The organism is Desertivirga brevis (assembly GCF_017355835.1).
Genome location: NZ_JAFEWF010000012.1, coordinates 180178 through 201761, shown reverse-complemented (window position 1 = coordinate 201761; position 21584 = coordinate 180178). Strand labels below are relative to the sequence as shown.

The following is a 21584-nucleotide window of genomic DNA, read 5'->3' as shown; positions in this document are numbered from 1 at the left end:
AATTGTGATAAGGTTTAGGTTGCCCTGCTGCTCTCATAGCTTCAGGGCTTTTTTGTTCCTTAGCGCCTTACCGAGTCATCAATAGCTGGAATTTAAGGACTATTGATCTGCTTCTAATCCAGAACCCATTCCTTACATTTCAATCAAATACTAAAATCGCCTACCGGAAGTTCTTCATCTATATCCGGCACACTGGGTTTCTCCTTTATTTTATCTTGTAGCTTTTTGTCCTGTTTGGCCCATAGATCTTTAAATTTCTTTAGAATTTCATGGCCGGAATAGGGTAATGGATCCATTGGAACATCACCTACCGCGGCAATTTCTTTTTCACGCTCACTGTTCGCTTCTGGCTCTTCCTGTGCCGGGGCCTGCCATCCGCCTATTATTCCTCCTGGGCTCCATGTTTTATTATTAATGCGGGTATAGCCATCAAAATGATCGCATTTGTAGGCATGAATAAACATACCAAGCAAAACCAGACGACCTGGAGGAAGTGACTCAAGGATCTCTATTTCAGCACCTTCAAACCCCTCTCCTTGTTTTATTTTGATCTCCTTGCTGCTTAAATAACTTGCAATGGAGCTTTTGAAGTTAAATGATACAGCCAGGAACCGGATGACAAAATGATCAGCACCAGGCCCGCGAAGATCTTTTGCGCTGAAAGCAGGAATATGAACAAACAACTTTCCATCATCGTTAAATTGAACTTGAGGCTTTACCCGGAGGCAATCTTCAACCTGGGAATTAAGGTTAAACTGAAAGCCCGAGAACATATCGGGGTCTCCATCATGCACATCCCTTTCGCCTCTGCGCTTATGAGTAGCAGTTTTGATGCTTTTTAAGGTTACTGCAGTAAGCCGGTTAGCCATTCCCCCATCATTCCCTTTAAAAACACGGCTAAAAACTGCCCGGATACTTGCTGCGGCACTGGCAGCCAGACCAAATTCAAGGCTCGCTTCTTTACTGGCAACGGTTTGCTTAACCTTGGTAGGCTTCATCTGCGCAATTTGCATTCCCCTGTAATAGCGGTACACGATATTATCAACAGGTCCATGAAGAATTCCTTTCTTATCTATAATGGCCATGAGTTCTAAAGTTTAAGTGACTGACAAAGCAAGATAAAAGATACCGTCAAAGGAAAAAATGTTTCACATCACAATTTTCTTTTAATCTGACTTCGTCCTACTTATTCCCACACTTTATATGTACTCCCACTTTTGTCCCCTTCTTTCCCTGTTGGGTCCACAGTAAATCTAAAAAAGGTGGACTTATCGGTGAGGGATGTAAGAGGAATCTCGCACACATACAAAAGTTGGGATTAAGAATAGGATAACGGAAAGCTAAAGCAATCCCGAAAAAGCTGAGGATTAAAACACCCTAAAAAAGGACCACCCCGGAAACTACCTGTTTTCCCAATTAGACTCTGCTTCAAATTCTTTTGGCACGTCTATTGGACTTTAGTGATCTGAAACAAAAAAACTATCTATGAGATTCATAAGCAGAAAATTCCACGCCGTGTTAGATTACATGTCGGGTGTAATATTGATTGCAGCTCCCTGGATTTTAGGGTTCGCTGATGTAGAGGGGGCTAAATGGTCGGCAGTTATTGTTGGTGCCGTGATCCTTTTGATGTCTTTCCTAACGGATTATGAAGGTGGAGGCAAAAAGGTTCTTTCTATGTCGACCCACTTAACAATGGATGTATTAGCAGGTATCTTCCTGGCAGCATCTCCATGGTTGTTAAATTTTGACGAGCAGGTATACATGCCGCATTTAATTATGGGTATTCTTGAAATTGGCGCTGGTCTGTTCACAGAAAGAGAGTCACAACATTCTCATCATCATCATCTGGACAGAGGTATCAGTCCCTCTCACTAAAAACATTTTAAAATAAAAAGCTTCTCGGATGAGAGGCTTTTTTTTATTAAAAACCTGTCTATCGAATAATCAAGAACTTTTAAAACATAAGAATTATGCCCCTACTGCTATTAGGATTATTACTTGCAGATTTGCTATCCCTACTTTTTCTAGGAGCTGACATTTATTTATGGCGGGAGTGGTACGTATACCGGGACACACTGGATGACGAGTATGCCCGCGCTTGTCTCATAGGAGCTATAGTTTTGCTTCTTTATATTCTTTCAGGAGGGAGGAGCATAATCAAGCTATTACTGAGCCGAAAAAGAAGAGGTGAAGACGAGCCCAAACCTGAAAGAAGTCAGGACCAAGAAGAACTTAGAAGATCAGATGGTTCATTAATCAACATTGAGCATTATGGAATTAAAGGACGTCAAAGTATCGTATTTGTGCATGGGTGGAATTCGAACAGTATGCAATGGTATTATCAGAAGAAGTATTTTGGTAAAGATTACCACTTAATCCTTATTGATCTACCAGGCCTGGGAAAATCCCGTCGTCCGGATAATAAAGACTTTTCCTTAGAGAACTTAGCCTCAGTTCTAAACGACGTTCTGGAAAAAACACAACCCGTTAATCCTATTTTATGGGGACACAGTATTGGTGGCATGACAATACTTACCTTTTGCAAAATGTTTAAACAAAAGCTTACCGGTATTATGGGACTGGTGCTGGAACATACTACCTATACTAATCCAACAAAAACGGCTATCCTAAATAAACTTTTAATTGCATTACAGAATCCTGTACTTAAACCTATATGCTGGTTAATGATCCTGTTCTCTCCTCTTGTTTGGCTGAGCAGATGGATGAGCTATTCGAACGGCAACATGCTGATGATGACACGCTTCCTCACCTTTGCAGGAACGCAAACACCAGCACAACTAGACTTCGCAAGTCTTTTATCAGCAATGGCTCCTCCTGCTGTCACCGCGCGCGGAGTTCTGGGAATGTTTAATTATGACGCCACTTCAGTACTTACCAGCATCTCAATCCCTGTCCTGATTGTGGCTGCAGACTCAGATAAACTAACGAAGCCAGAAGCTAGTTATGAAATGAATCAACGTATACCTGGATCCAGGGTAATAACCCTAACACCAGCGGGACATATGGGACTAATGGAACGTCATGAAGAACTAAATCAGACTGTAAATGAGTTTATAAGAGGTAGCAAAGGATAAATGGATTTTGGGTATAAAAGAAACAGAAATGCCTTGCTTGAAACAAGAGTGGGGAAAAGATAACAAGATGCCGGCTTTGAAGCCGGCATCTTGTTATAGCAATATTCTATTACTTCCAGCCGGTATTTTGCCCTAACTGCGGATTCCTCTGGTAGTCGTTTTGAGGAATAGGGTAATAATACATCTTATCCTCCCATTTTCTTGGAATTTCATTCATCCAGATAAGCTCTCCGCTATTTCCATTTTTCAACAATTGGGAATTTGTTTTACCGCCTATTGCTGGAGAAACATCAACATAAGTAACTCCTGCTATAGCCGGTGAAGGTTTGGTGCCCTGATAAAAGGCTACATCCTGAATTCCATCTTCATTAAGATCCATAGGAGTACCAAGCGATGGTACGTAAAATCCGTTCCACTCCTGCTCCATTAATGCGCCCCTCTTCCATCTCAGGATATCACTAAAACGGAAGCCTTCCAGGCTCAGTTCTATCCCTCTTTCACGTCTGACCTCAAGTATAACCGGATCGCTTATTCCAGGAAAATAATTTGTTACTAAATAAGGATCTGCTACTGTAGGTTTCGTGCTTAGTCCGCCGCTTATACCTGCTCTGGCGCGAAGGACTCCTATTGTCGCTGCCCATTCTGCATCAGTAAGAGTACCAAGTTCAGCTTTTGCCTCTGCATAGTTTAGCAGCACTTCTGCGTAGCGGAAAAGAGGTATAGCATTTGTGTTCAACGCCCCTGCGTCATAATACATATCGTCGAGAGTATACTTGATAGGTTGGTACCCGGTAAACGTGTACGAAAAAACAGGAGGCGCTGGTACTTGTACACCACCGTTAATCCGTTTGTAATCTCCAGACCTGATAGTTTGCTTCAGTCGCAGGTCTCTGTTCTTCACCTCATCTTTGAACAACATTGTTTTATAGGATGGGTCGCTGGTGAAAGGAGTACCATCAAGCTTCAAATAAGTATTAATAAAGGTGCGGATAAAACTTGCTTTTGCCCCATACGTTCCGCTGGTCCACCACCAGTTGGCGTCGTTAAGCACGCCCTGGTTCAGATCACTTACCGAAGCCTGCAAAACTTCATTGGCGACAGGTGCGTTACTAGTAAAAACCTGACGGTAAGATACTCCTGCACCTCCGGCTGTATTTATCGAATATCCTCCCTTATCCATAACCTCCTTTGCTGCAGCTGCTGCATTGTTAAGCCATACATCTGCAGTAGATTGAAGGTTAAGTTCAGTATGGTACTTTCTGAAGGTTCCTTCGAAAAGGCAAAGACGGGACTTATACGCATAGGCCACATACTTGGTAACTGTTGTACGAGAAGGATCGTTCGTTGCTTTTATATTGGCACAAGCGAAATTGATATCGGCAAGGACCGAGTCCATCACCAGCTCTCGTGTATCCCGTCCAGCATATAGTGCGGGATCATCTACCTCAAGTGGTTTACCAATCCATGGCACATTACCAAATCGTTTCACCTTCTCCATATAAAAGTATGCTCTGAAATACCTTGCTATTCCCAAATAGTTGTTTCGTATATCAGCAGGTACGGCCGGATTATTACAGTTCGCAATAAAATAATTAATGTTCCTCAGGTCGGTCCATGTCCAGCCTGTACTAAGGGCAGAAGAAAAGACACCAGGTTGAATAAAGCTCTCAACAGATTTAACGGCAAGATAATCAGACATTGCATCCAAACCGATTGCATTTCGTGGCAAGAATGACATGTTGTAAAAAGAATTGGTATATAACTTCAATCCATTTTCAGTACCAAACACAGCACTTTTTGTTGCTGTAGATTCCGGTTCCTGGTCGAGCGTTTCGCAAGCAGTGATTAGCAGGCTAAACAGCATTAACCATAGATATTGTATTTTCATTTGAATGAGATTTAAAATTTTATTAAAAGCCAAAGTTTATTCCAGCTGAAAAGCTCTTCATCATCGGATAATTATAACCATCACCATTTGTACTATTAGGGTTTAGCACCTGATCAGCAGGAACAGCGTTCTCAACGTCGATGGTCTTCATGATCTTGTACAGCGGAGAGTACGTAAATAAATTTTCACCCGATAGATAAAGCCTGGCTGTACGCGCTCCGATCCTGGATATCAGCCTTTGTGGAAGTTGATATCCAATCTGGATATTTTTCATACGCAGGTAAGCTACATTTTGCAGGTAGCGCGTTTGTGCCACCCCTAACTCTCTGCTCGTGTTGTTTGAAGCGGCACGCGACATGGTTCTAGGGAAATAGGCATTTGTATTTTCTGGCGTCCACATATTGCCAAGATGAAATGTGGGGATGTTGTTATAAGGACGGTTATACTGGCCCCAGAACATCTCAGTCTCAGTACTTGGGTACCATTGCTGTTTACCCACTCCCTGGAAAAATGCAGAGAAAGAGAAGTTGCTCCAGTCTGCTCCAAGATTTATTCCATACTGATATCTCGGAGCCGAGTTGCCGATGATCCGTCTATCGCCGGGATTGTTCACACTGTTAGTTCCTACATTAATAAAACCATCATTGTTCAGGTCACGAAGTTTTATATCTCCAGGATACCAAATATTTGTAGGCGACGCTCGCATCTGAGGACTTTGTTTAGCGTGGGCATCAATATCAGCCTGATCTATGAAAAAGCCTTCGGTTTCATAACCCCAGATCTCTCCCAAAGTCTGTCCCTCATAATAGTCGCTCAAAAGCTTATTCTCATTGTTATACCGTGTGATCTTCGATTTATTGTCCGAAAGCATCAAACGGACATTATAGTTGAAGGGCTTGGATTTCCCTCCTATCTTGTCTCTCCAGCTCAACGACAGCTCCCATCCTCTGGTACGAAGATCGGCAAAATTGCCTTTAGGAACCGTATTGCCAAAAGTAGCCGGCCGTGTTAAGCCTACCGTAAACATGTCGGTAGTATTTCGGATATAGGCATCTCCCGAGAAAGATAAGCGGTTAGATAACATGCCAAGGTCTAAACCAATATTAGTGGTAGTTGAAGTTTCCCAGGTTATACCTTGAGGCAAAACTGCGGGCTGGCTAGTAGTTTGAGGTTTTGTACCATTAAGGATTATCGGGGACTGTACAATTCTAAAAAGCTCCTGATAGGCATAGGAATCAATATTACCATTGCCCAAGGATCCGTAAGAAGCGCGAAGTTTCAGATCAGAGACAAATTTGGGAGAAATCTTCCAGAATGGCTCACGATTAATTCTCCATCCAGCGGATACGGAAGGGAAGAAGCCAAAGCGTTGATCTTGCGGAAACTTAGACGAGCCGTCATAGCGAGCGTTAACCTCTAACAAATACCGGTCGGCAAAGGAATAATTCAAGCGACTGAAACCGCCAAGTATTGCCCATTTCTCATAACCACCCCCGGTAGTTATAGCCTGCCCTAACGCCAGGTTCAAATCGAAGGCATCATCGAAAATAATTCCGTTTCGCTGTGTAAGAAGAGCATTTAAGGTAGACTGTTCGTAGTTGTACCCGGCCATAAATTTAAGGTAATGCCTGTCCCTGAACGTATTTTCAAACTCTCCGTAAATGTTGGTAGCTAAATACCTGGTCTCTCTACTAGAAAAGAGAAGATCATTGGTTGTAGTACCCACATAGGCAAGCTGTCCTGCACCTGTACTGTAAGGCACCTGAACCCTTCTACGATTTACTCCTCCATCAGTATTCCTGAAGGTAAAGTCGGCGTTTACCCTGAATTTATTATCAAAGAACTTTGCCCTAAGACCGGTGATGTTCCTGAACACTTTTCTTGTAGTATCAATGCCGTTCTTTCCATAATAGAAATCGCCGACCGTATACGCCGCCGTAAACGAAAGAGATCCATCAGGATTAAACATAGGAACTGTTGGATGTCCTTCATCTGCAATGTTTCTCCAGATTCCTCCGCCCTCTCCCACGTTGATCGGGTTATGATACTTCATCACAGAATAATCAGCATTGTTTTCTACTGTTAACCACCTGAATAAATCCACAGTGCCTCTTGCCCTGATATTCTGCATACTATAATCATCTGTATTGTATCTAAAAAGACCGTCCTGATTCAAAAACCTGCCAGAAACCAGAAAAGAAGCCTTCTCTGCGCTTCCGCTAACAGACACGTTGTTTTCTATAGCACCAGTGTTTTTCTTGTATAAGTGCCCGTACCAGTCGGTGCTTCCATAATAGGTGTATTCACCTGTTGTAGGGTTTACTTCAACTTCATTATAGGGCTGCCCAGACTCTACTCTTCTTTTAAACTCATCCAGATACGCTTGTGAGAACTTTTGGGTTTTATTTGCATTTTGAGGGAAAGCCCCGTCTCCATTTACAAAGGCCTCTGCAAACATTTTAGACCAGGTATATCCGTCGGTGACAAAATCTGGGACCTGCAATGGTTGCTTGAATGCATAATTCGATGAGAAAGATGCTGTGGTTCGTCCTTTCTGAGGCTTTTTAGTGGTAATAAGAACCACACCAAAAGCACCCCTCGCACCGTAAATGGCGGAGGATGCCGCATCCTTCAGCACAGAAATAGACTCAACATCATTTGGATTAAGCAAACTTGGATCGCCTTCAAACCCATCAATAAGAACCAGCGCATTTCCACCCTGTCCAATAGAGGTAACTCCACGCACGTTAAAATTGGGAGCCTGAGTTGGCTTTCCATCCATCATCCTAATATTAAGGTTAGGAATTGCCCCTTGGATGGCCTGCGTAAGATTAGGAACAGGGCGGTTCTGTAATACCTCGCCTGAGATGTACTCAACAGCTCCAGTCAGGTTGGCTTTTTTCTGCACTCCATAACCTACCACCACTACTTCAGTCAGTGCTTTCGTATCAGATTCAAGCTTCACATTAATTACAGACTTCTCCGCAACCGGAACTTCCCTCGTACCAAACCCTATAAATGTAAAAACCAGAATACCATTTTCAGGAACATTGTTTATTACATACTTTCCATTAGCATCTGTAGTTGCGCTAGTTTTAGTACCTTTTAATACTACACCTACTCCTGGCAACGATTCGTTCTTATTGTCGCTGACAGTACCGCTAACTGTTCGTGTTTGTGCATACACCCCCGCATGGAAGAGCAGCAAAAGAGCTGAAATAAAAAAAATAATAGTAGAACTTTTGAGTTTCATTAGCTTCTCGATTTGGTCGCAAAGCTATTCCCGGTATTTAAAGCTCAAGTTAAAGAACTTTCGACTTTACATTAAACTTAGCAGGAAGTCCCGTTTAAAATTTAATATTGAAATGAAAAGGATATTCGTATATGAAATGCTAAAGTGATGTGGTTTGCGAAAGATCAACCAAAATAAAACCTTCATGAGCAGATGCTCAAAAACGGAGGATGAAAGTAATTGGAAGGTTCTTAGTGGCCTTAAATAAACGAATTGATTTTCACAAAAAAAGGGCAATATACCTCACGGTTCGCCCTTTTTTTCTAAATCCTGCCTGAGAGGAGAATTACTTTATCAAAACTGATTTTAACAGTTTTCTTCTCTTAATCCAAACTTTCCAAAAAGTTAGTTAGAGTGCTAAAAATTCTTTTTAAAATTTCCATTGCCGTTCCTTTTAACTACTACAAATATGGGACCTTTAACAATGGAATAAAATGATCTGGATTACGAATTAAAATACTAAATATCACAGATTTAATATCAAAAAAAGCACACCAAAGGGTGTACTAATTACGCCGGATTGGCCACCAGGAAATCGAGAAACGGTAATGACGGCTGGTGAATAATAATAACAGCGCTTCCCTATTTTGCTTTTGGTTTTACCACCCTGCTGGTTAATTCCAGGTTCAGTTTCCTTATTTCATCGAGAACTAATTCTGCAAGCAGCCTTGCTCCGTATTCGCTAAAATGAGTGTTGTCTTTAGCTCCCTCCGGAAATTGAGGATTTACTCCAGGCTCTGAAATATTAAATAAGGTTTTAGAACCCTCCGGTCCAAATTTTTCATATAAAGCCCTGCTTCTTCTATCCAGGTCTACCATTGGAACTTTGTACCCTGAAGCGATCTCTTCTACGATCTTAGAGTATTCGATATGCGTTTCCAGAGCTTTGCCTTCCGGACTGAATTTCCTCCTCGAAACGGGAGTTACAAGAACAGGATATGCCCTTTTTGCGCGAGTCTCTGTTATAAAACGAATTAGATTTTTACGGTAATCCTCAGGCGAAGTATAACGTTCAGCATATTGCGGTTCCTTAGCCTCATCGTTGTGGCCAAATTGCATGAATACGTAATCACCCGCCTTTAATGCATCAGCGACTGGCTGCCACCGGTTCTCACCGATAAACGTCCTTGTACTTCTACCTCCCTTAGCATGGTTTTCAACCTTAACTGTTTTATCAAAAAAGACCGCAAAGGGAGTTCCCCAACCGGTTACCGGTGCCTGAGAAACAGGCTGGGTACATACAGTAGAATCGCCAACCAGATAAACAGTGATTCGATCCGGATCCCTTAACACAAAAGAACAAAGCGTTAATACCAGGGCTATAGCTGTAAGTTTATTAAAGATGCGCATAGTTCTATCCTTAATTTTTAGGTTTTGCTTTAAAGAAGTGTTCATTTATTCCGCCCGGATTCAGAGCTTTCAATTCGGCATAAACAATCTCAGCCATTTTCCTTGCTCCTAACTCGCTAAAATGAGTATTGTCTTCTTTCCCTTCAGGATAGTTAGGATTCTGGCCCAGTTTCAGATGATTAAATAACCATACCGATCTTTCAGGTCCCCAGCTCTGCAACAGGGCCTGACTTTGCCGATCTAATTCTACAAGTGCCACTTTCTTTTTCCTTGCCACTTTACGTACCAGCTCCGAATAGATTTTATGAGTATCTTCCAGTTTTCCATCCGCTCCGAAGCTCCTTCTTGCTGCCGGGGTAATTAAAACAGGAATCGCCTTCTTCCTTTTCACATCGGCTACGTATTTCTCCAGGTTATTTTGAAACTCCTTTTCGGTTGTTGATTGTACCTTGGTTCGGATCTCGTCATTATGACCGAACTGAATTAAAACGATATCGCCTTTCTGAAGACTATCCACTACCGGTGCCCAGCGGCCCTCTTCTTTGAAGGACTTTGTACTGCGGCCATTCTGGGCTACATTATAAATTACGGTGTTTGATGTGTCTATAAACTTTGAAAACACCATGCCCCAACCAGTTTCAGGGTAAGCAGATATTTGCTTTTCAGACATGGTAGAATCGCCCACCAAAAAGACCCTCATTTTCCTGGGCGAGGATGTAAATGCCAGCCCCAGAAATCCCAAGGCAATAAAACTGTATATTAAATATGGTTTCATACATCGCAATTAAACGTAACTTATTCTACTCTTGCATTGGCTATTAACCTGTTGACATCGGTTTACAGGCTTTTACATGGCTTAATGCTCCTCGTGCATCTTCTTTCACTTCTTCGCATTAATGATTAGATTAATCTGGAATCACTATTGCCGAGGATTCCATCCTCCAAAAATATTTGTTGTTGAATATTCTTTAGCCTCTTCCTTTGTTAACTGCTTAGACCATTTCACTCGCTTATTGGGTTGAAAGCCTTTCCCCTTGTTTTTATATTCTGCATAAAAGGCAGTTTGTTCGTTACTTTCCTTTCGCCAGTTGTCCCATCCTTCAGCCTTAATTAAGGCAGGAAGGTCACATTTCAGAAAGACCACCCTGGCATAAGGCCTCCATGGACGACCAAGGAAGAATGAATTGTCTGGAGCGCTTCCGGTAATTTTGCATTCCCTAAACACGTACCCAAACTTCTGCCCCTCCGGCGTTGAGGCAGCGGTAATGTACCCACTGCGTTTGCAGAAGATTTCACATTCATCGAAAACGGCTATTGCTGCACCAAATATAAAATCGACGGTTCCTTCAATATAGCATTTGTAGAAGTACTGGCGGGTATTTCCTCCTGAAGTATAAATTGTATCCTGAAAACCCAGGAATCTGCAGTTTTTGAAAAAGACTTTATCTCCACCCACTGACATTGCGAGGGCTTGTCCAACAGGACCTGAAGAATTTTCAAAAGTGATGTTTTCTGCCACGAAATCATTACAAAGCACAAAGACGCTTGCTGATCGTGAGGTACCAATGTCCTTTCCCGCTTTGTCTTTCTTTGATGCGTAATCGTCGTAGGTTAAAATAGTTTTATTTACATCTTCGCCCACCAGGGCTATATTCGTTTTCAGTTTTGGGATCGTGAGCTTCTCCTTATAAATACCGTTCTTTATGTAGATAACTATAGTTGAACTATTATTATCAGGAACTGAATTGATCGCTGCACTTACTGTCTTAAAGTCGCCGCTACCGTCCAGAGCAACTACAATCTGCTTCTTTTTCGCAAACAGGGGGAGTGAGCTGAGGCACAACAGCAAACAAGTTATAAGGCAACTTACTAAAGTCTTACTTTTGTTCCGTATCATATTCTAAGTGTGAATGTGTAGTTAAATATGGGTGTCAAATTTAGGTAATTCTGCTTGACACAGAGTAACTACTTTATTTTAAGTAACCAAAATAACTCACCTTAGTATCCATGCCCATACCGCTTTGTAGCATTAACTTACCATGATGAAGAGAGACATTATTTGAGATGCCAGGTTCAAAGATTTCGTATTATAGGCAGGAATAAAGCCCTATTACTAGGGCTTTAACTTATGATGGATTTCAGTTGGGAAAACTGATACGAACAAAATAAAAACATGGGGATTAAAAAAGGCTTAAAACCGATTGCTTGGTAGCCTATTTCATGGCATATCCCCCCACTTCATTTTACTTGCAAGAAATGCAATTTGATACTTTTTCGACAAGAACACCGATGTCAAACGGCTTCTCGAGTAAATCATCAGCCTTAGAAATAGACAAAAGTTCTTTAGCGCGAGGACTGGTTGAGGTGATCAGAATTGGAGTTCTTGCGGTTGCCTGATTAAATCTGGCCTGATTACAAAGGTCTAAAATAGGATCATCGCGTAAAACATGGTCTATAATAATAAGATCTGGCGAATATCTTGATGCCACCTGAAGTAAGTTCTCCACATTACGTAGCAACACTACCTGATGCCCTGCGCTTTCTAAGATCACTTTTATTAGTTCGCCAACATCCTTATCTCCCTCTTGTACTAGAACTTTAGAACTCATCTGGATAACCAAGTATTTAATCTTTCACTATACAACAATCATTACTGGTTCTGCCTGTCGCCGAATTCCATGACTTGTTTTCGTTTTCAGGCCCCTAAAATACTTGCCTTATAATCCCGTATCTGCTACTTTTTTGCAGTACCAGAATTCGTAATTAATTTCTCTTTTACGGCTGGAGTAAGATCCTCACCTTGGAAAAAGAGTAAACCAGGTTGTGAAACGTCCAGAACATAAGAATATCCTTTTTCCTTAGCAAGAGCTTTAATAGCAAGTTGTGCTTTTTCTAAAACCGGAGCGTATAGTTTCTCCTGCTGTGAAGCGAGGTCCTCTTGCGATTTAAGCGAGGTCTCTTCAAGCTTTTCCTTTAAATTCTCAATCTCTGCAGCCAGAGCTTTCAATTCTTTTTCAAGCACCTCCCGGTTAGCTTCACTTAAATTTCGATACTTCCCTTCATATTGCGAAATCCTTGAACTTAGGTTCTTATCCATACCCTCCAACTCCGATTGCTTCTGTTTTTGAAACTTCTCGAATGCAGCTTCCGCTGCCTTAAATTCAGGTAATGCTATCAATAGTGCCTCAGAATCTATATAACCAAGCTTTTGCTGAGCAAACGCTTTAGAAAAGCCAGCAAGCGAAATATGAAAAAGGACTACCAGAAATAGCATCTTATACTGCATACTTATAAACAATTAATAAATGGAATACCAGGTAATTCATACCTTAATCAGTACGCAAATATTGCCTGACGATCTTAAAATCAGCTTAAAGGGAGCTTAATATGGGCTTAAATACTATTAGGAATAGTTACTACCAGAACATTTAAATTTGAGGTGGGTGTTTTATATTCAACGATAGCAAAATGGTATTGCAAGATGCGTTTTACAATACTTAAGCCGATACCGCTACCGGCTTTTTCCATTACATTATCGCCGCGGGTAAAGGTGTTAAAAAGTTCCGAAGTATCTTTAACTTTAGGGGTTGGACCGGTGTTCGTGATAACTACCTCCAAATTCCCTCCCGCCTGATTTATCTTACACTGTACCGTTCTATTCTCTGAGTAAACAAAGGCATTCCTAAATAAATTGGCAAAAGCTATCTGTAAAAGTATTTCATCAGCGTTCACCTCTAAATTCAGATCAACTGAAGACGACGGTTCTATTTCAAATTGAAACTTAAAATCAGGATGAAACTTGGCCACCTGGGCTGACGAAGCAAAAATAATTTCATCTAACCTGACTTTTGAAAAGCTTGCGTAATCCCCCTTATTATTAATTTCAGAGAGTAATAATAAGGAAGTCACTATCTCCGACAATTGTGTTGCATCTTCAATTACACTGTTCAAGGTATTTCTTACACTGGCTGAGATATCCCTGTCTCCCATAACATTCTCCAGTTGTGCTAAAATTTTAGCGATAGGTGTTCGCAACTCGTGCGAAGCATTTCCGGTAAATGATTTCTGGCTTTGATAGGCAGAATCAATCCTATTCATCATCTGATTAAAAGAATAGGATAGTGCCTGAATTTCACCCGCGGCTGTTGGCTCGCTTAATCTTTTATTTAAATTTTTGTCTGTAATTTCCTGAATTTCCTTCCTGAAACTGTCAAGCGGCTTAAGGCTCATTTTGCTTAAATAAAATGAGAGAACCCAAACAAGAACTACGCTGACCACAAATGAAACCGCTAGAAGGTATTTCAGATATCTGAGTTTGTTGTTCCCATATTTGTCTTCGGCAGAAATTAACACGTAGTAGTCTTTATTGTAATAGGGGTAATGAATGCCTAATACATCATATTCCTTATATCGTTTAAAGGTTAAATTCTCCTCCTTTACTTTTTTCAAGTCCTCTTTTGTCCAACTAACCCTGGCATTATCTATACTATTATAAATAAGCTTCATTTCATCATCAAATACAAGCGTCTTTTCGTTGTATAATCGATTGATACTATTTCTATCAATTATTTTCATTAATTGGTAGTCAACCTCTTTTACTTCTACAAGAAGTTTCACTGTTGTTTCTGCTTTTTCTGAGAGCCTGTCGCGAAATTCCTCCTGGCGGAAGTTTGAGAACAAATAGTATATGGTTAGCATCAAGGCTGCAAGGAGCAATGAAAAAAGAAGGCTGAAGGCTAATGAAAATCGGAGTTTAAGATTCATTTTAGATCTTCTTTAAATAATAGCCATATCCTGTCCGGGTGTGAATTAGTTTGGAATTAAAGCCTTTATCGATTTTTGTTCTCAGAAAGTTGATATAAACCTCAATCGTGTTTGTTCCTGTCTCAAAGTTAATATCCCAGACCTCCTCAGAAATAACTTGCTTAGAAACAGTGCGTCCTTTCGCCTTAGCCAGCAATGCAAGTAACTTGTACTCTTTAGGTGTCAATTCAATTTGCTTTCCAGCTCGTTGAACTTTCATTTCTGATATATTAACTTCCAGGTCATCTACTGTGTAGATCACATCCTCCTCCTCTTTAACTTCTCTTGCCGATCTCCTAAGCAGGGCATTAATTCGCGCCAGAAGCTCTTCAAGATGAAAAGGTTTAACTAAATAATCATCTGCTCCAAAGTTAAGTGCCTGCACCTTATTCGAAACAGAACTATAAGCTGTGAGCATCAGAATGGGGCTTAAACTATTGCTTTCACGGATACGTTTACAAACTTCTATTCCATTTAGCGTCGGAACGTTAATATCTAAAAGATACAACGCAAATTTACCCAGGTCCATATTCAGAAAAACACCTCCATCATGAACCACCTCACAATTGAACCCATTATTTTTCAAGAACAACTTCAACTCAGAAGCCATTTTTCGATCATCTTCCAGAATAAGAATTTTCACCATAGCATTTGACGCGTTATCTCATGTAATTTCCCCGACGACTTTCCTACAAAAAACAAAGCCCTATTGCTAGGGCTCTGAACTTATGGATGATGCCAGCAACACTCCAGCCAACATCATTCAAATGTACCCTGCAATCCTTAAAAACACCTTAAAAGCATGGAAAAGCACCTTTCTTTTCTTCAATAAGTTTTAAGGCAATTTTAAGGTACAGCTTTCAACTTTGAATGTTGTGTATAGGATATAAATACAAAAATTCACATGTTAATCTTTAATAACACCATTAGTCTTGTTTCTTTAGCCATCGTTTCAATTTACCTGATTATTACCGCAATTGTTTCTTTCGATAAAAAACAAATAAGACTGGTTAAAAAAGGAGTTCTGCCTTCGAACTTTACTCTCTTGCCCTTGTGGATGGAATACCTATACTGGTTCGAATTAGGTCTACTGGTTGTTATGCTAATTATAAATTGGGAGCTAGGTTTAATAGTGTTTGCCTTAAAGCTAAGCTTCCAATATCTGGGAGTCCTTCAAAAAGCAGGAGGCTTGTTAATTCAATATGTGAGGAAGCTTAAAGCGAGTTAAATGAAGATATTAAACCTTTGGGATAAATTACGGAAGGCAATTGCTCCCTCTTCCAAACGGAAATACAGTCACAGCGTAATTATTCCCGACATCGGCCTGTTGTTTTTCAACCAGGAAGGTTCCCGTTATTATTGGTCGGGCCAGGTCCATAATATAGCTGCAGAATACGATATTGAGCTAAGGATCTTTTCATCTGGCCTATCCGGTCCAAGTGCAGAACAATTGTCGGAGGTAGTTGAATTGGCAAGGCAGTACCAAGGGCTCAAAAGCATTTTACTTTTCCAATTGAAACAGTACCTCCGGCAAAAAGGACAGGACGTAAGTTTAGAGGAATTGGAAGCAGTTTTCTTCTGGAGCTCGGTGGAGCTTTCAGAAGACTTTAGGTGGACCATTGTATTAGAGCCTGCATATAAGGCAAATAGTGACTTTGATTTCATGCCTCAATTTCAGCTATACCGCAACAGTGTTATAGGAACACAATTTGGCGACCAATGAACCTGAGTTAATCTCAATTAAATCACATGGTAAGCTTATGAATTACCACCCGTTTCTTGCACCACGCACATTTCTTTTTGGTGCCGTCAAATCGATATCTCCACTTATGCCCTCTAACCAAGCACAGGACTGATTTTAATAGATGCATACCCTAACATTTTGTTATTCTAAGATAGGTCATATAACCAAAATTAACATTTCTAAAATGTTAAATGATTAAGTGGCAACTGGTTCCCGCAGGAGTACAAAGAGCAGGCGGCGAAGAAAACCTTTATCAACAGAAGCTCGCAAAAAAAGGATGAAAGTTTTTAGATGACCTTCTTCCCTTAAGAAGTACCAATAAGACTGTAAAAAAAGCCCAGAATCTGATTTAACTTAATATAGAGTTTAAACAAGCCCTTTAGCTTTGTCCCATGTTGAATGCTGAAACAGATTCTCTGTTACTGGAAAGAGTGAAAAATAACGATCACTTTGCCTTCAAAATCCTGGTAAACCGCTATTGGGAGGAGATGTTCAAGCATGTTTACCGTCGCATAAAAGACAAGGACGAGGCGCAGGACATCATTCAGGAAATATTTATTTCCTTGTGGCGCAACCGTGAAACTGTCCAGCACGATGATAAGCAAAGTATTGCGTCGTATTTATTCAAATCTGCAAAATACGCAGTAATCGATTATTTCAGTAAAGAGAGTAATGCTATAAACCGTAGCGTTGAGCTTAGCTCTTTGCTTTCACTTGCGGTGGGTTCCGACCTAGATAGTTCTATAGAGGTTAAAGAATTAAGTAAGTTATTAAGAAATACAGTTGACAACTTGCCCGACAGGTTAAAAACGCCTTATCTTTTAAGCCGGGAAAAAGGTTTATCTATCAAGGAAATTGCTGCATACCTTGAAGTTTCTGAACAGACGGTAAAGAACAACATCTCCATTACCCTCGACAAATTAAGGAGCCGGATAAAGGAATACGATCCCGATTTCCTTGCGCTTCTCATTGTGATTGCTGCTGGCATATCTGATCCCTGAAGATTTACCTAAACTTAACCTTCTCTTAAAGTACCTCCAAGCACTTTCCAGGATAGTATAGATGGATGGACTCAGAAAAGTATAGCAACAAACAATTAAAGTCGATACTTCTAAAATATCTGGAAGGACAAGCAAGCGACTCCGAAAAACAAGCTATTGATACCTGGTACGAATCGTTCGACTCAGCAACACAGGATAAAGATCAAATCCATAACAGAGATTCTGTCTATAGGACAATTAACCATGGGATCGACAAACAAACAATTGAGGAACCGCAGGAACAGAATAAAACCAGGCGACTGTGGTTTGCAGTTTCTGCAGCTGCCTCAATAGTGTTGCTTACTACCATTGGCTTTCTTTACTTGAATTCTTCTAAGCCCCTTAGGCCAGAGGAAAGAGTAGTAAATACCACAAATAACACCCGCAAAACTATTACACTGGATGACGGCACTGTAGTTGAGCTCAACAGCAATTCACGTCTGGTGATCAGCTCCGATTATAATGATCATGACCGTAAGGTAAGTCTGGAAGGGCAAGCCTTTTTTGATGTTACAAAAAATCCGGATAAACCTTTCGTAATTACCTCAGGAGAATTAAAAACGGTAGTCAAAGGAACATCATTCGATATCAGAGCCTATAGAGATCTTGGACATATAAAGGTTTCAGTAGCTACAGGCATAGTCAAGATATTAAGGAGCATTCCAAAATCAGAGCCCTCTGTCCTCACCCAGGGTATTGTCAAAAATCAGACGCTTACCTATGATCTTAAAACTAAACAGAGTGAAATAAAGGACGAATCAACATCGGAGATCCTTTCTTGGCGTAATAATACTGTGTACATAGATAATTTCACTTTACCAGAGATCGCCTCACTTTTGAGCAGGCATTTTTCAAAACAAGTGATTTTACAAACCACCAGTATTCCGAGCAGGCATTATACTATGAAAATGGCTAATCCTTCTTTAGGTCATGCCCTAAATGTGCTTTCCACTTTAACAAAGCATAAGTTCATCGTCAGCAACAATAAAATTATTATCAGGGACTAAAATGAAAAGGTAAACAAAAACAAATAACCGGATAATGCTGGTAACATCATCCGGTTGCAGCAGGCAGCTGAAGCAGCAGTCTGCAAATTCTAATGATCGGTTAAAACATTAAAACATTCAAATATGCAAAAATTTTACTCGGGTTCTAACAACCTGATCAGGCTACTTTTTGGTTTAAAAATGAAACTTACACTGGCGCTTATTATACTAGTTCAAGCATTGGTATTAGCCAACACCCCCACTTCCGGACAATCCATGAAAGAAGTAAGGATTTCATTGGAAGTTAAACAGCAAACATTACGAGATGTATTAAAGATAGTTGAAAAAAAATCAGCTTTTTCCATTGGCTACAATGCCGAGGCCGTAAACGCAAACCGTAAAGTTACGATTGCTGCACAGAACAAAACGGTTCTTGAAGTCCTCGAGTTTCTCGTGAAAGATTATCAGGGGACCATAAGGCAAATTAATACCCGGGAGATAATCCTTGATGTTTACAAACCGGTTATTCACTCCGTTCCCGGCCGAACAAACGTTACATTTCCCCTCTCCATTACGGGTTTGGTTACAGATAAGCAAACTGGTGAACCCCTTATAGGTGTAGCACTTGGAATTGTTGGAACAACCTTTGGAACACAAACAGATGCCCGCGGTAACTTCACACTCAACATGAAAATTACTGCTGCCGATCCGGTTTTGTCCGTCTCCTACATAGGATACCGAACCCAAAGGATCGTATTGAACGCAGAGTTGGTAAAATCTCCTTTACGCATCATGCTTGAGGCAGACAGGACCGGTCTGGATGAAGTGGTAGTAACCGGGCAAGGAATAAACATAAGCAAGAGACGGTTGTCAACCAATGTAATTTCTATCGGGGAAAAAGAATTACAAGATATCCCCGCTACAAGATTTGATCAGTTATTGCAGGCCAAGCTGCCAAACGCCCAGATACGATTAACAGGCGGACAGGCAGGAGCAACTTCAATCATGCGCTCAAGAGGTGTCAATTCGGGCTTCATTAATTCTACTCCTATCATTTATGTTGATGGCGTCCGCCTTGATAATTTAAATACAAACTCAACACTTAGCGGCGGCAGTGCCTCTGGCGCAGCCATTAGTTCTATTGCCGATATTCCATTGGAAAACATAGAAAAGGTTGAATTTGTTAATGGAGGTGCGGCAACCACGCTCTACGGATCAGACGCAGCTAATGGCGTCATCCAGATCATTACTAAGAAAAGCGGACCTGAACGAACTAGCATTACGATCGAAACGCAGACGGGTGTTGAAACTCCGACCACGGACTTTCTTAAGTATAAACGCACAAAAGATCTGCTCTTTGAAAACGGGTTATTTCAGAAACATAATCTTGGTATAAATGGAAGCAAAGGCTCGGTAGGGTACAGCTTCTCGGCTGGCTATTTAAACACTCAGGGCGTGCAGATTTTCAACCAAAACCATAACAGAAAAATAGACTTTCGGTCGGGTTTCAATGCCGCCCTGGGCAGCAAGTTAACTTACGAAAGCTCATTCAGCTATACGAACAATACATTTAAGCGAAACCGTAATGGTAATCAGGGAGGTTATACAGGCCTATGGTTTGCAGAAAGCGGAGCATCATCGATAACTGGTCCGAAATTCAATCCAAATCTCGACGCACAATCCGAAGAGGAGTTTACGGCAATCAAAGCTTACGTTGACGAAGCAGAACGTTTACAGGACAATAACATTAACGTTAACCGCTTTATCACCTCTCAGGTTTTCAAATACTCCCCACTAAAAAACTTGGTGTTTAAAGCTACCGGAGGTGTCGATTACCGGGTGCAGCGTCAAACCATAATCCAAACCAATAAATACATTTCACATACCACCAATGCTGCCGTGAACAACCAGGGTTTTATAGATAATTTTGACCGTAAATATTTGGGTCTCACCTTTGAAACCAACGGGCAATATGAACTCAAATTAGCTGACTTCTCTTTTGTCAGCACAATTGGTTGGCAGCTGTTCCGTAACGAGGATCAACAGATACAATACCGTGGTGATAATATTCGTGATGGTGCCCGTATAATCAGGGATGCAGCGTCGCGCACAAGTACTGAAGCTTATCTTGAAGCTGTCAATTACGGGATGTATGTTCAGGAGAACGTTGGATTTAAAAATAAACTATTCCTTGATCTCGGACTACGAGCAGATGGTAACCCAGCCTTTGGAGATAACATAGGATTACAGTACTACCCTAAAATTGGCTTATCCTATATACCCTCAACTGAGAAGTATTTTGAACCCCTGCGAAGCGTAATCTCTTCAATGAAAATTCGAGGTAATTATGGTTTGGCAGGTAACCTTCCCGTACCATTCAGTAATCAACGTACCATTTCCTTCTCCGGCTTCAATGGAGCACAGGCCGCCTACTTTGGACAGCCAGGGAACCCGAACCTTAAACCCGAGAAAACAGGTACGCTGGAAGCCAGTATAGATCTGGGTTTCCTGAACGACCGCATCCTGATTACCGGAGGCTTCTATCACTCAGCAACCCGCGATGCTCTGTTCTCCACACCTCCGGCTCCATCGACAGGTGAGATCAATCAATTTAGAAATATAGGAGAAATTTTAAACCGGGGATTGGAGTTCAACACAGTGTTCGTACCGCTGCAGAAAAAGAGTTACACATTAAGCATTAACGCTTCCTTGAACACGCTATATAATAAAGTGGTCAGCTCAGGTGGTGCTGCTCCGTTCAATATTAACGGTTTCAGCGCACGGACGGTTCAAACTGTGGTCCAGGAAGGTTATCCGGTAGGTTTTATCAGAGGCAACCTTGGCGTATTCGACGATAGTGGACTTTTAACAAGCACTACCCCGCAATCTTATCTTGGCACAACCTTGCCCGACCTTTTTGGAAGTATGGGTCTTAATTTCAAATATAAGGCTCTGAGCATCTTCGCTAATGCCGACTACCAAAAAGGAGCTTTCGCCGTTTCTTTCGACCGGCAGTTCCGGTTTAATTATGGAGCCGATACAGAGGGAATCCCTCAGGCCGAGATCGACAAAAGTCAAAGAACCCGTTGGCTCGATGTTACAAACAGATTTGTAGAAAAAACTGATTTCATCAAAGTGAGGACCATTGGCGCCACTTACACCTTTGCCCCACGCTACCTTAAAGGAGCAATAAAGGGTGTTTCCATTGGTTTCAGTGCTGTAAACCCTTTAAACTTCTCGTCCTCAAGCTTCGATCCGGAGGCTACTATAAGTGGTAGCACCCAGGGACAAAACGGAGCTACTACCGGAGGGGTATCCTATGCCACGTATTCAGCTCCCCGTCAGTTCCTTGGAAACATCAGGCTAAACTTTTAAATCCTTCA

General features: G+C 41.2%; 17 protein-coding genes. 7 read left to right on the top strand and 10 right to left on the bottom strand.

The genetic code is table 11. The features are described from left to right. Positions 1-143: 143 nt before the first annotated feature. The gene (locus J4N25_RS23950; RefSeq protein ID WP_207424420.1) at positions 144-1085 is read right to left on the bottom strand and encodes a hypothetical protein; all 942 of its coding nucleotides are present in this window, start codon (positions 1083-1085) and stop codon (positions 144-146) included. Between the two features lie 400 nt (positions 1086-1485). Here J4N25_RS23950 and J4N25_RS23945 point away from each other — a divergent pair, with 400 nt between their 5' ends. Together J4N25_RS23945 and J4N25_RS23940 are read left to right on the top strand one after the other, a co-directional pair. Beyond that, entirely contained in the window at positions 1486-1878 is a 393-nt protein-coding gene (locus tag J4N25_RS23945) for an SPW repeat protein (protein ID WP_207424419.1), read from the top strand. Positions 1879-1973: 95 nt separating this feature from the next. After that, complete coding sequence (locus J4N25_RS23940; protein ID WP_207424418.1) at positions 1974-3098, top strand: alpha/beta fold hydrolase; 1125 nt, start codon at positions 1974-1976, stop codon at positions 3096-3098. A 109-nt stretch (positions 3099-3207) separates the two neighbouring features. On the opposite strand, the gene J4N25_RS23935 is transcribed toward J4N25_RS23940, so the two are convergent. The 9 genes from J4N25_RS23935 to J4N25_RS23895 form a co-directional block, all read right to left on the bottom strand. Next, a complete protein-coding gene (locus J4N25_RS23935) occupies positions 3208-4986 on the bottom strand; it encodes a RagB/SusD family nutrient uptake outer membrane protein (RefSeq protein ID WP_207424417.1) in 1779 nt (592 codons plus the stop codon). 22 nt (positions 4987-5008) lie between these two features. Beyond that, complete coding sequence (locus tag J4N25_RS23930; RefSeq protein ID WP_207424416.1) at positions 5009-8239, bottom strand: SusC/RagA family TonB-linked outer membrane protein; 3231 nt, start codon at positions 8237-8239, stop codon at positions 5009-5011. Between the two features lie 621 nt (positions 8240-8860). Next, complete coding sequence (locus J4N25_RS23925) at positions 8861-9628, bottom strand: rhamnogalacturonan acetylesterase (RefSeq protein WP_207424415.1); 768 nt, start codon at positions 9626-9628, stop codon at positions 8861-8863. 10 nt (positions 9629-9638) lie between these two features. Then, a complete protein-coding gene (locus tag J4N25_RS23920) occupies positions 9639-10403 on the bottom strand; it encodes a rhamnogalacturonan acetylesterase (protein WP_207424414.1) in 765 nt (254 codons plus the stop codon). A 144-nt stretch (positions 10404-10547) separates the two neighbouring features. After that, positions 10548-11471, bottom strand: a complete 924-nt coding sequence (locus J4N25_RS23915) for a pectinesterase family protein (protein WP_242696009.1) — start codon at positions 11469-11471, stop codon at positions 10548-10550. A gap of 400 nt (positions 11472-11871) precedes the next feature. Then, positions 11872-12237, bottom strand: coding sequence for a response regulator (locus J4N25_RS23910; RefSeq protein ID WP_207424412.1), 366 nt, complete (start codon positions 12235-12237; stop codon positions 11872-11874). Between the two features lie 125 nt (positions 12238-12362). Then, a complete protein-coding gene (locus tag J4N25_RS23905; protein ID WP_207424411.1) occupies positions 12363-12914 on the bottom strand; it encodes an OmpH/Skp family outer membrane protein in 552 nt (183 codons plus the stop codon). A 107-nt stretch (positions 12915-13021) separates the two neighbouring features. Next, on the bottom strand, positions 13022-14392 hold the full coding sequence (locus J4N25_RS23900; protein ID WP_207424410.1) for an ATP-binding protein: 1371 nt from the start codon (positions 14390-14392) through the stop codon (positions 13022-13024). 1 nt (position 14393) lies between these two features. Then, the gene (locus tag J4N25_RS23895; protein ID WP_207424409.1) at positions 14394-15077 is read right to left on the bottom strand and encodes a response regulator transcription factor; all 684 of its coding nucleotides are present in this window, start codon (positions 15075-15077) and stop codon (positions 14394-14396) included. Positions 15078-15335: 258 nt separating this feature from the next. Here J4N25_RS23895 and J4N25_RS23890 point away from each other — a divergent pair, with 258 nt between their 5' ends. The 5 genes from J4N25_RS23890 to J4N25_RS23870 all read left to right on the top strand — a co-directional run bounded on the left by J4N25_RS23890 (position 15336) and on the right by J4N25_RS23870 (position 21576). Beyond that, entirely contained in the window at positions 15336-15659 is a 324-nt protein-coding gene (locus tag J4N25_RS23890; RefSeq protein ID WP_207424408.1) for a hypothetical protein, read from the top strand. Continuing rightward, entirely contained in the window at positions 15660-16154 is a 495-nt protein-coding gene (locus tag J4N25_RS23885) for a hypothetical protein (RefSeq protein WP_207424407.1), read from the top strand. A 413-nt stretch (positions 16155-16567) separates the two neighbouring features. Beyond that, entirely contained in the window at positions 16568-17176 is a 609-nt protein-coding gene (locus J4N25_RS23880; RefSeq protein ID WP_207424406.1) for an RNA polymerase sigma factor, read from the top strand. 65 nt (positions 17177-17241) lie between these two features. Then, positions 17242-18222 (top strand): FecR family protein, encoded by a 981-nt coding sequence (locus tag J4N25_RS23875; RefSeq protein WP_207424405.1) that lies wholly within the window; start codon positions 17242-17244, stop codon positions 18220-18222. Between the two features lie 123 nt (positions 18223-18345). Continuing rightward, entirely contained in the window at positions 18346-21576 is a 3231-nt protein-coding gene (locus J4N25_RS23870; RefSeq protein WP_207424404.1) for a TonB-dependent receptor domain-containing protein, read from the top strand. Positions 21577-21584 lie beyond the last annotated feature (8 nt).

Coding starts and splice junctions, on each gene's coding strand:
- J4N25_RS23875 (WP_207424405.1), top strand. CDS start 17,242: ATGGACTCAGAAAAGTATAGCAACAAACAATTAAAGTCGATACTTCTA.
- J4N25_RS23885 (WP_207424407.1), top strand. CDS start 15,660: ATGAAGATATTAAACCTTTGGGATAAATTACGGAAGGCAATTGCTCCC.
- J4N25_RS23920 (WP_207424414.1), bottom strand. CDS start 10,403: ATGAAACCATATTTAATATACAGTTTTATTGCCTTGGGATTTCTGGGG.
- J4N25_RS23880 (WP_207424406.1), top strand. CDS start 16,568: ATGTTGAATGCTGAAACAGATTCTCTGTTACTGGAAAGAGTGAAAAAT.
- J4N25_RS23900 (WP_207424410.1), bottom strand. CDS start 14,392: ATGAATCTTAAACTCCGATTTTCATTAGCCTTCAGCCTTCTTTTTTCA.
- J4N25_RS23870 (WP_207424404.1), top strand. CDS start 18,346: ATGCAAAAATTTTACTCGGGTTCTAACAACCTGATCAGGCTACTTTTT.
- J4N25_RS23910 (WP_207424412.1), bottom strand. CDS start 12,237: ATGAGTTCTAAAGTTCTAGTACAAGAGGGAGATAAGGATGTTGGCGAA.
- J4N25_RS23890 (WP_207424408.1), top strand. CDS start 15,336: ATGTTAATCTTTAATAACACCATTAGTCTTGTTTCTTTAGCCATCGTT.
- J4N25_RS23935 (WP_207424417.1), bottom strand. CDS start 4,986: ATGAAAATACAATATCTATGGTTAATGCTGTTTAGCCTGCTAATCACT.
- J4N25_RS23945 (WP_207424419.1), top strand. CDS start 1,486: ATGAGATTCATAAGCAGAAAATTCCACGCCGTGTTAGATTACATGTCG.
- J4N25_RS23930 (WP_207424416.1), bottom strand. CDS start 8,239: ATGAAACTCAAAAGTTCTACTATTATTTTTTTTATTTCAGCTCTTTTG.
- J4N25_RS23905 (WP_207424411.1), bottom strand. CDS start 12,914: ATGCAGTATAAGATGCTATTTCTGGTAGTCCTTTTTCATATTTCGCTT.
- J4N25_RS23950 (WP_207424420.1), bottom strand. CDS start 1,085: ATGGCCATTATAGATAAGAAAGGAATTCTTCATGGACCTGTTGATAAT.
- J4N25_RS23895 (WP_207424409.1), bottom strand. CDS start 15,077: ATGGTGAAAATTCTTATTCTGGAAGATGATCGAAAAATGGCTTCTGAG.
- J4N25_RS23940 (WP_207424418.1), top strand. CDS start 1,974: ATGCCCCTACTGCTATTAGGATTATTACTTGCAGATTTGCTATCCCTA.
- J4N25_RS23925 (WP_207424415.1), bottom strand. CDS start 9,628: ATGCGCATCTTTAATAAACTTACAGCTATAGCCCTGGTATTAACGCTT.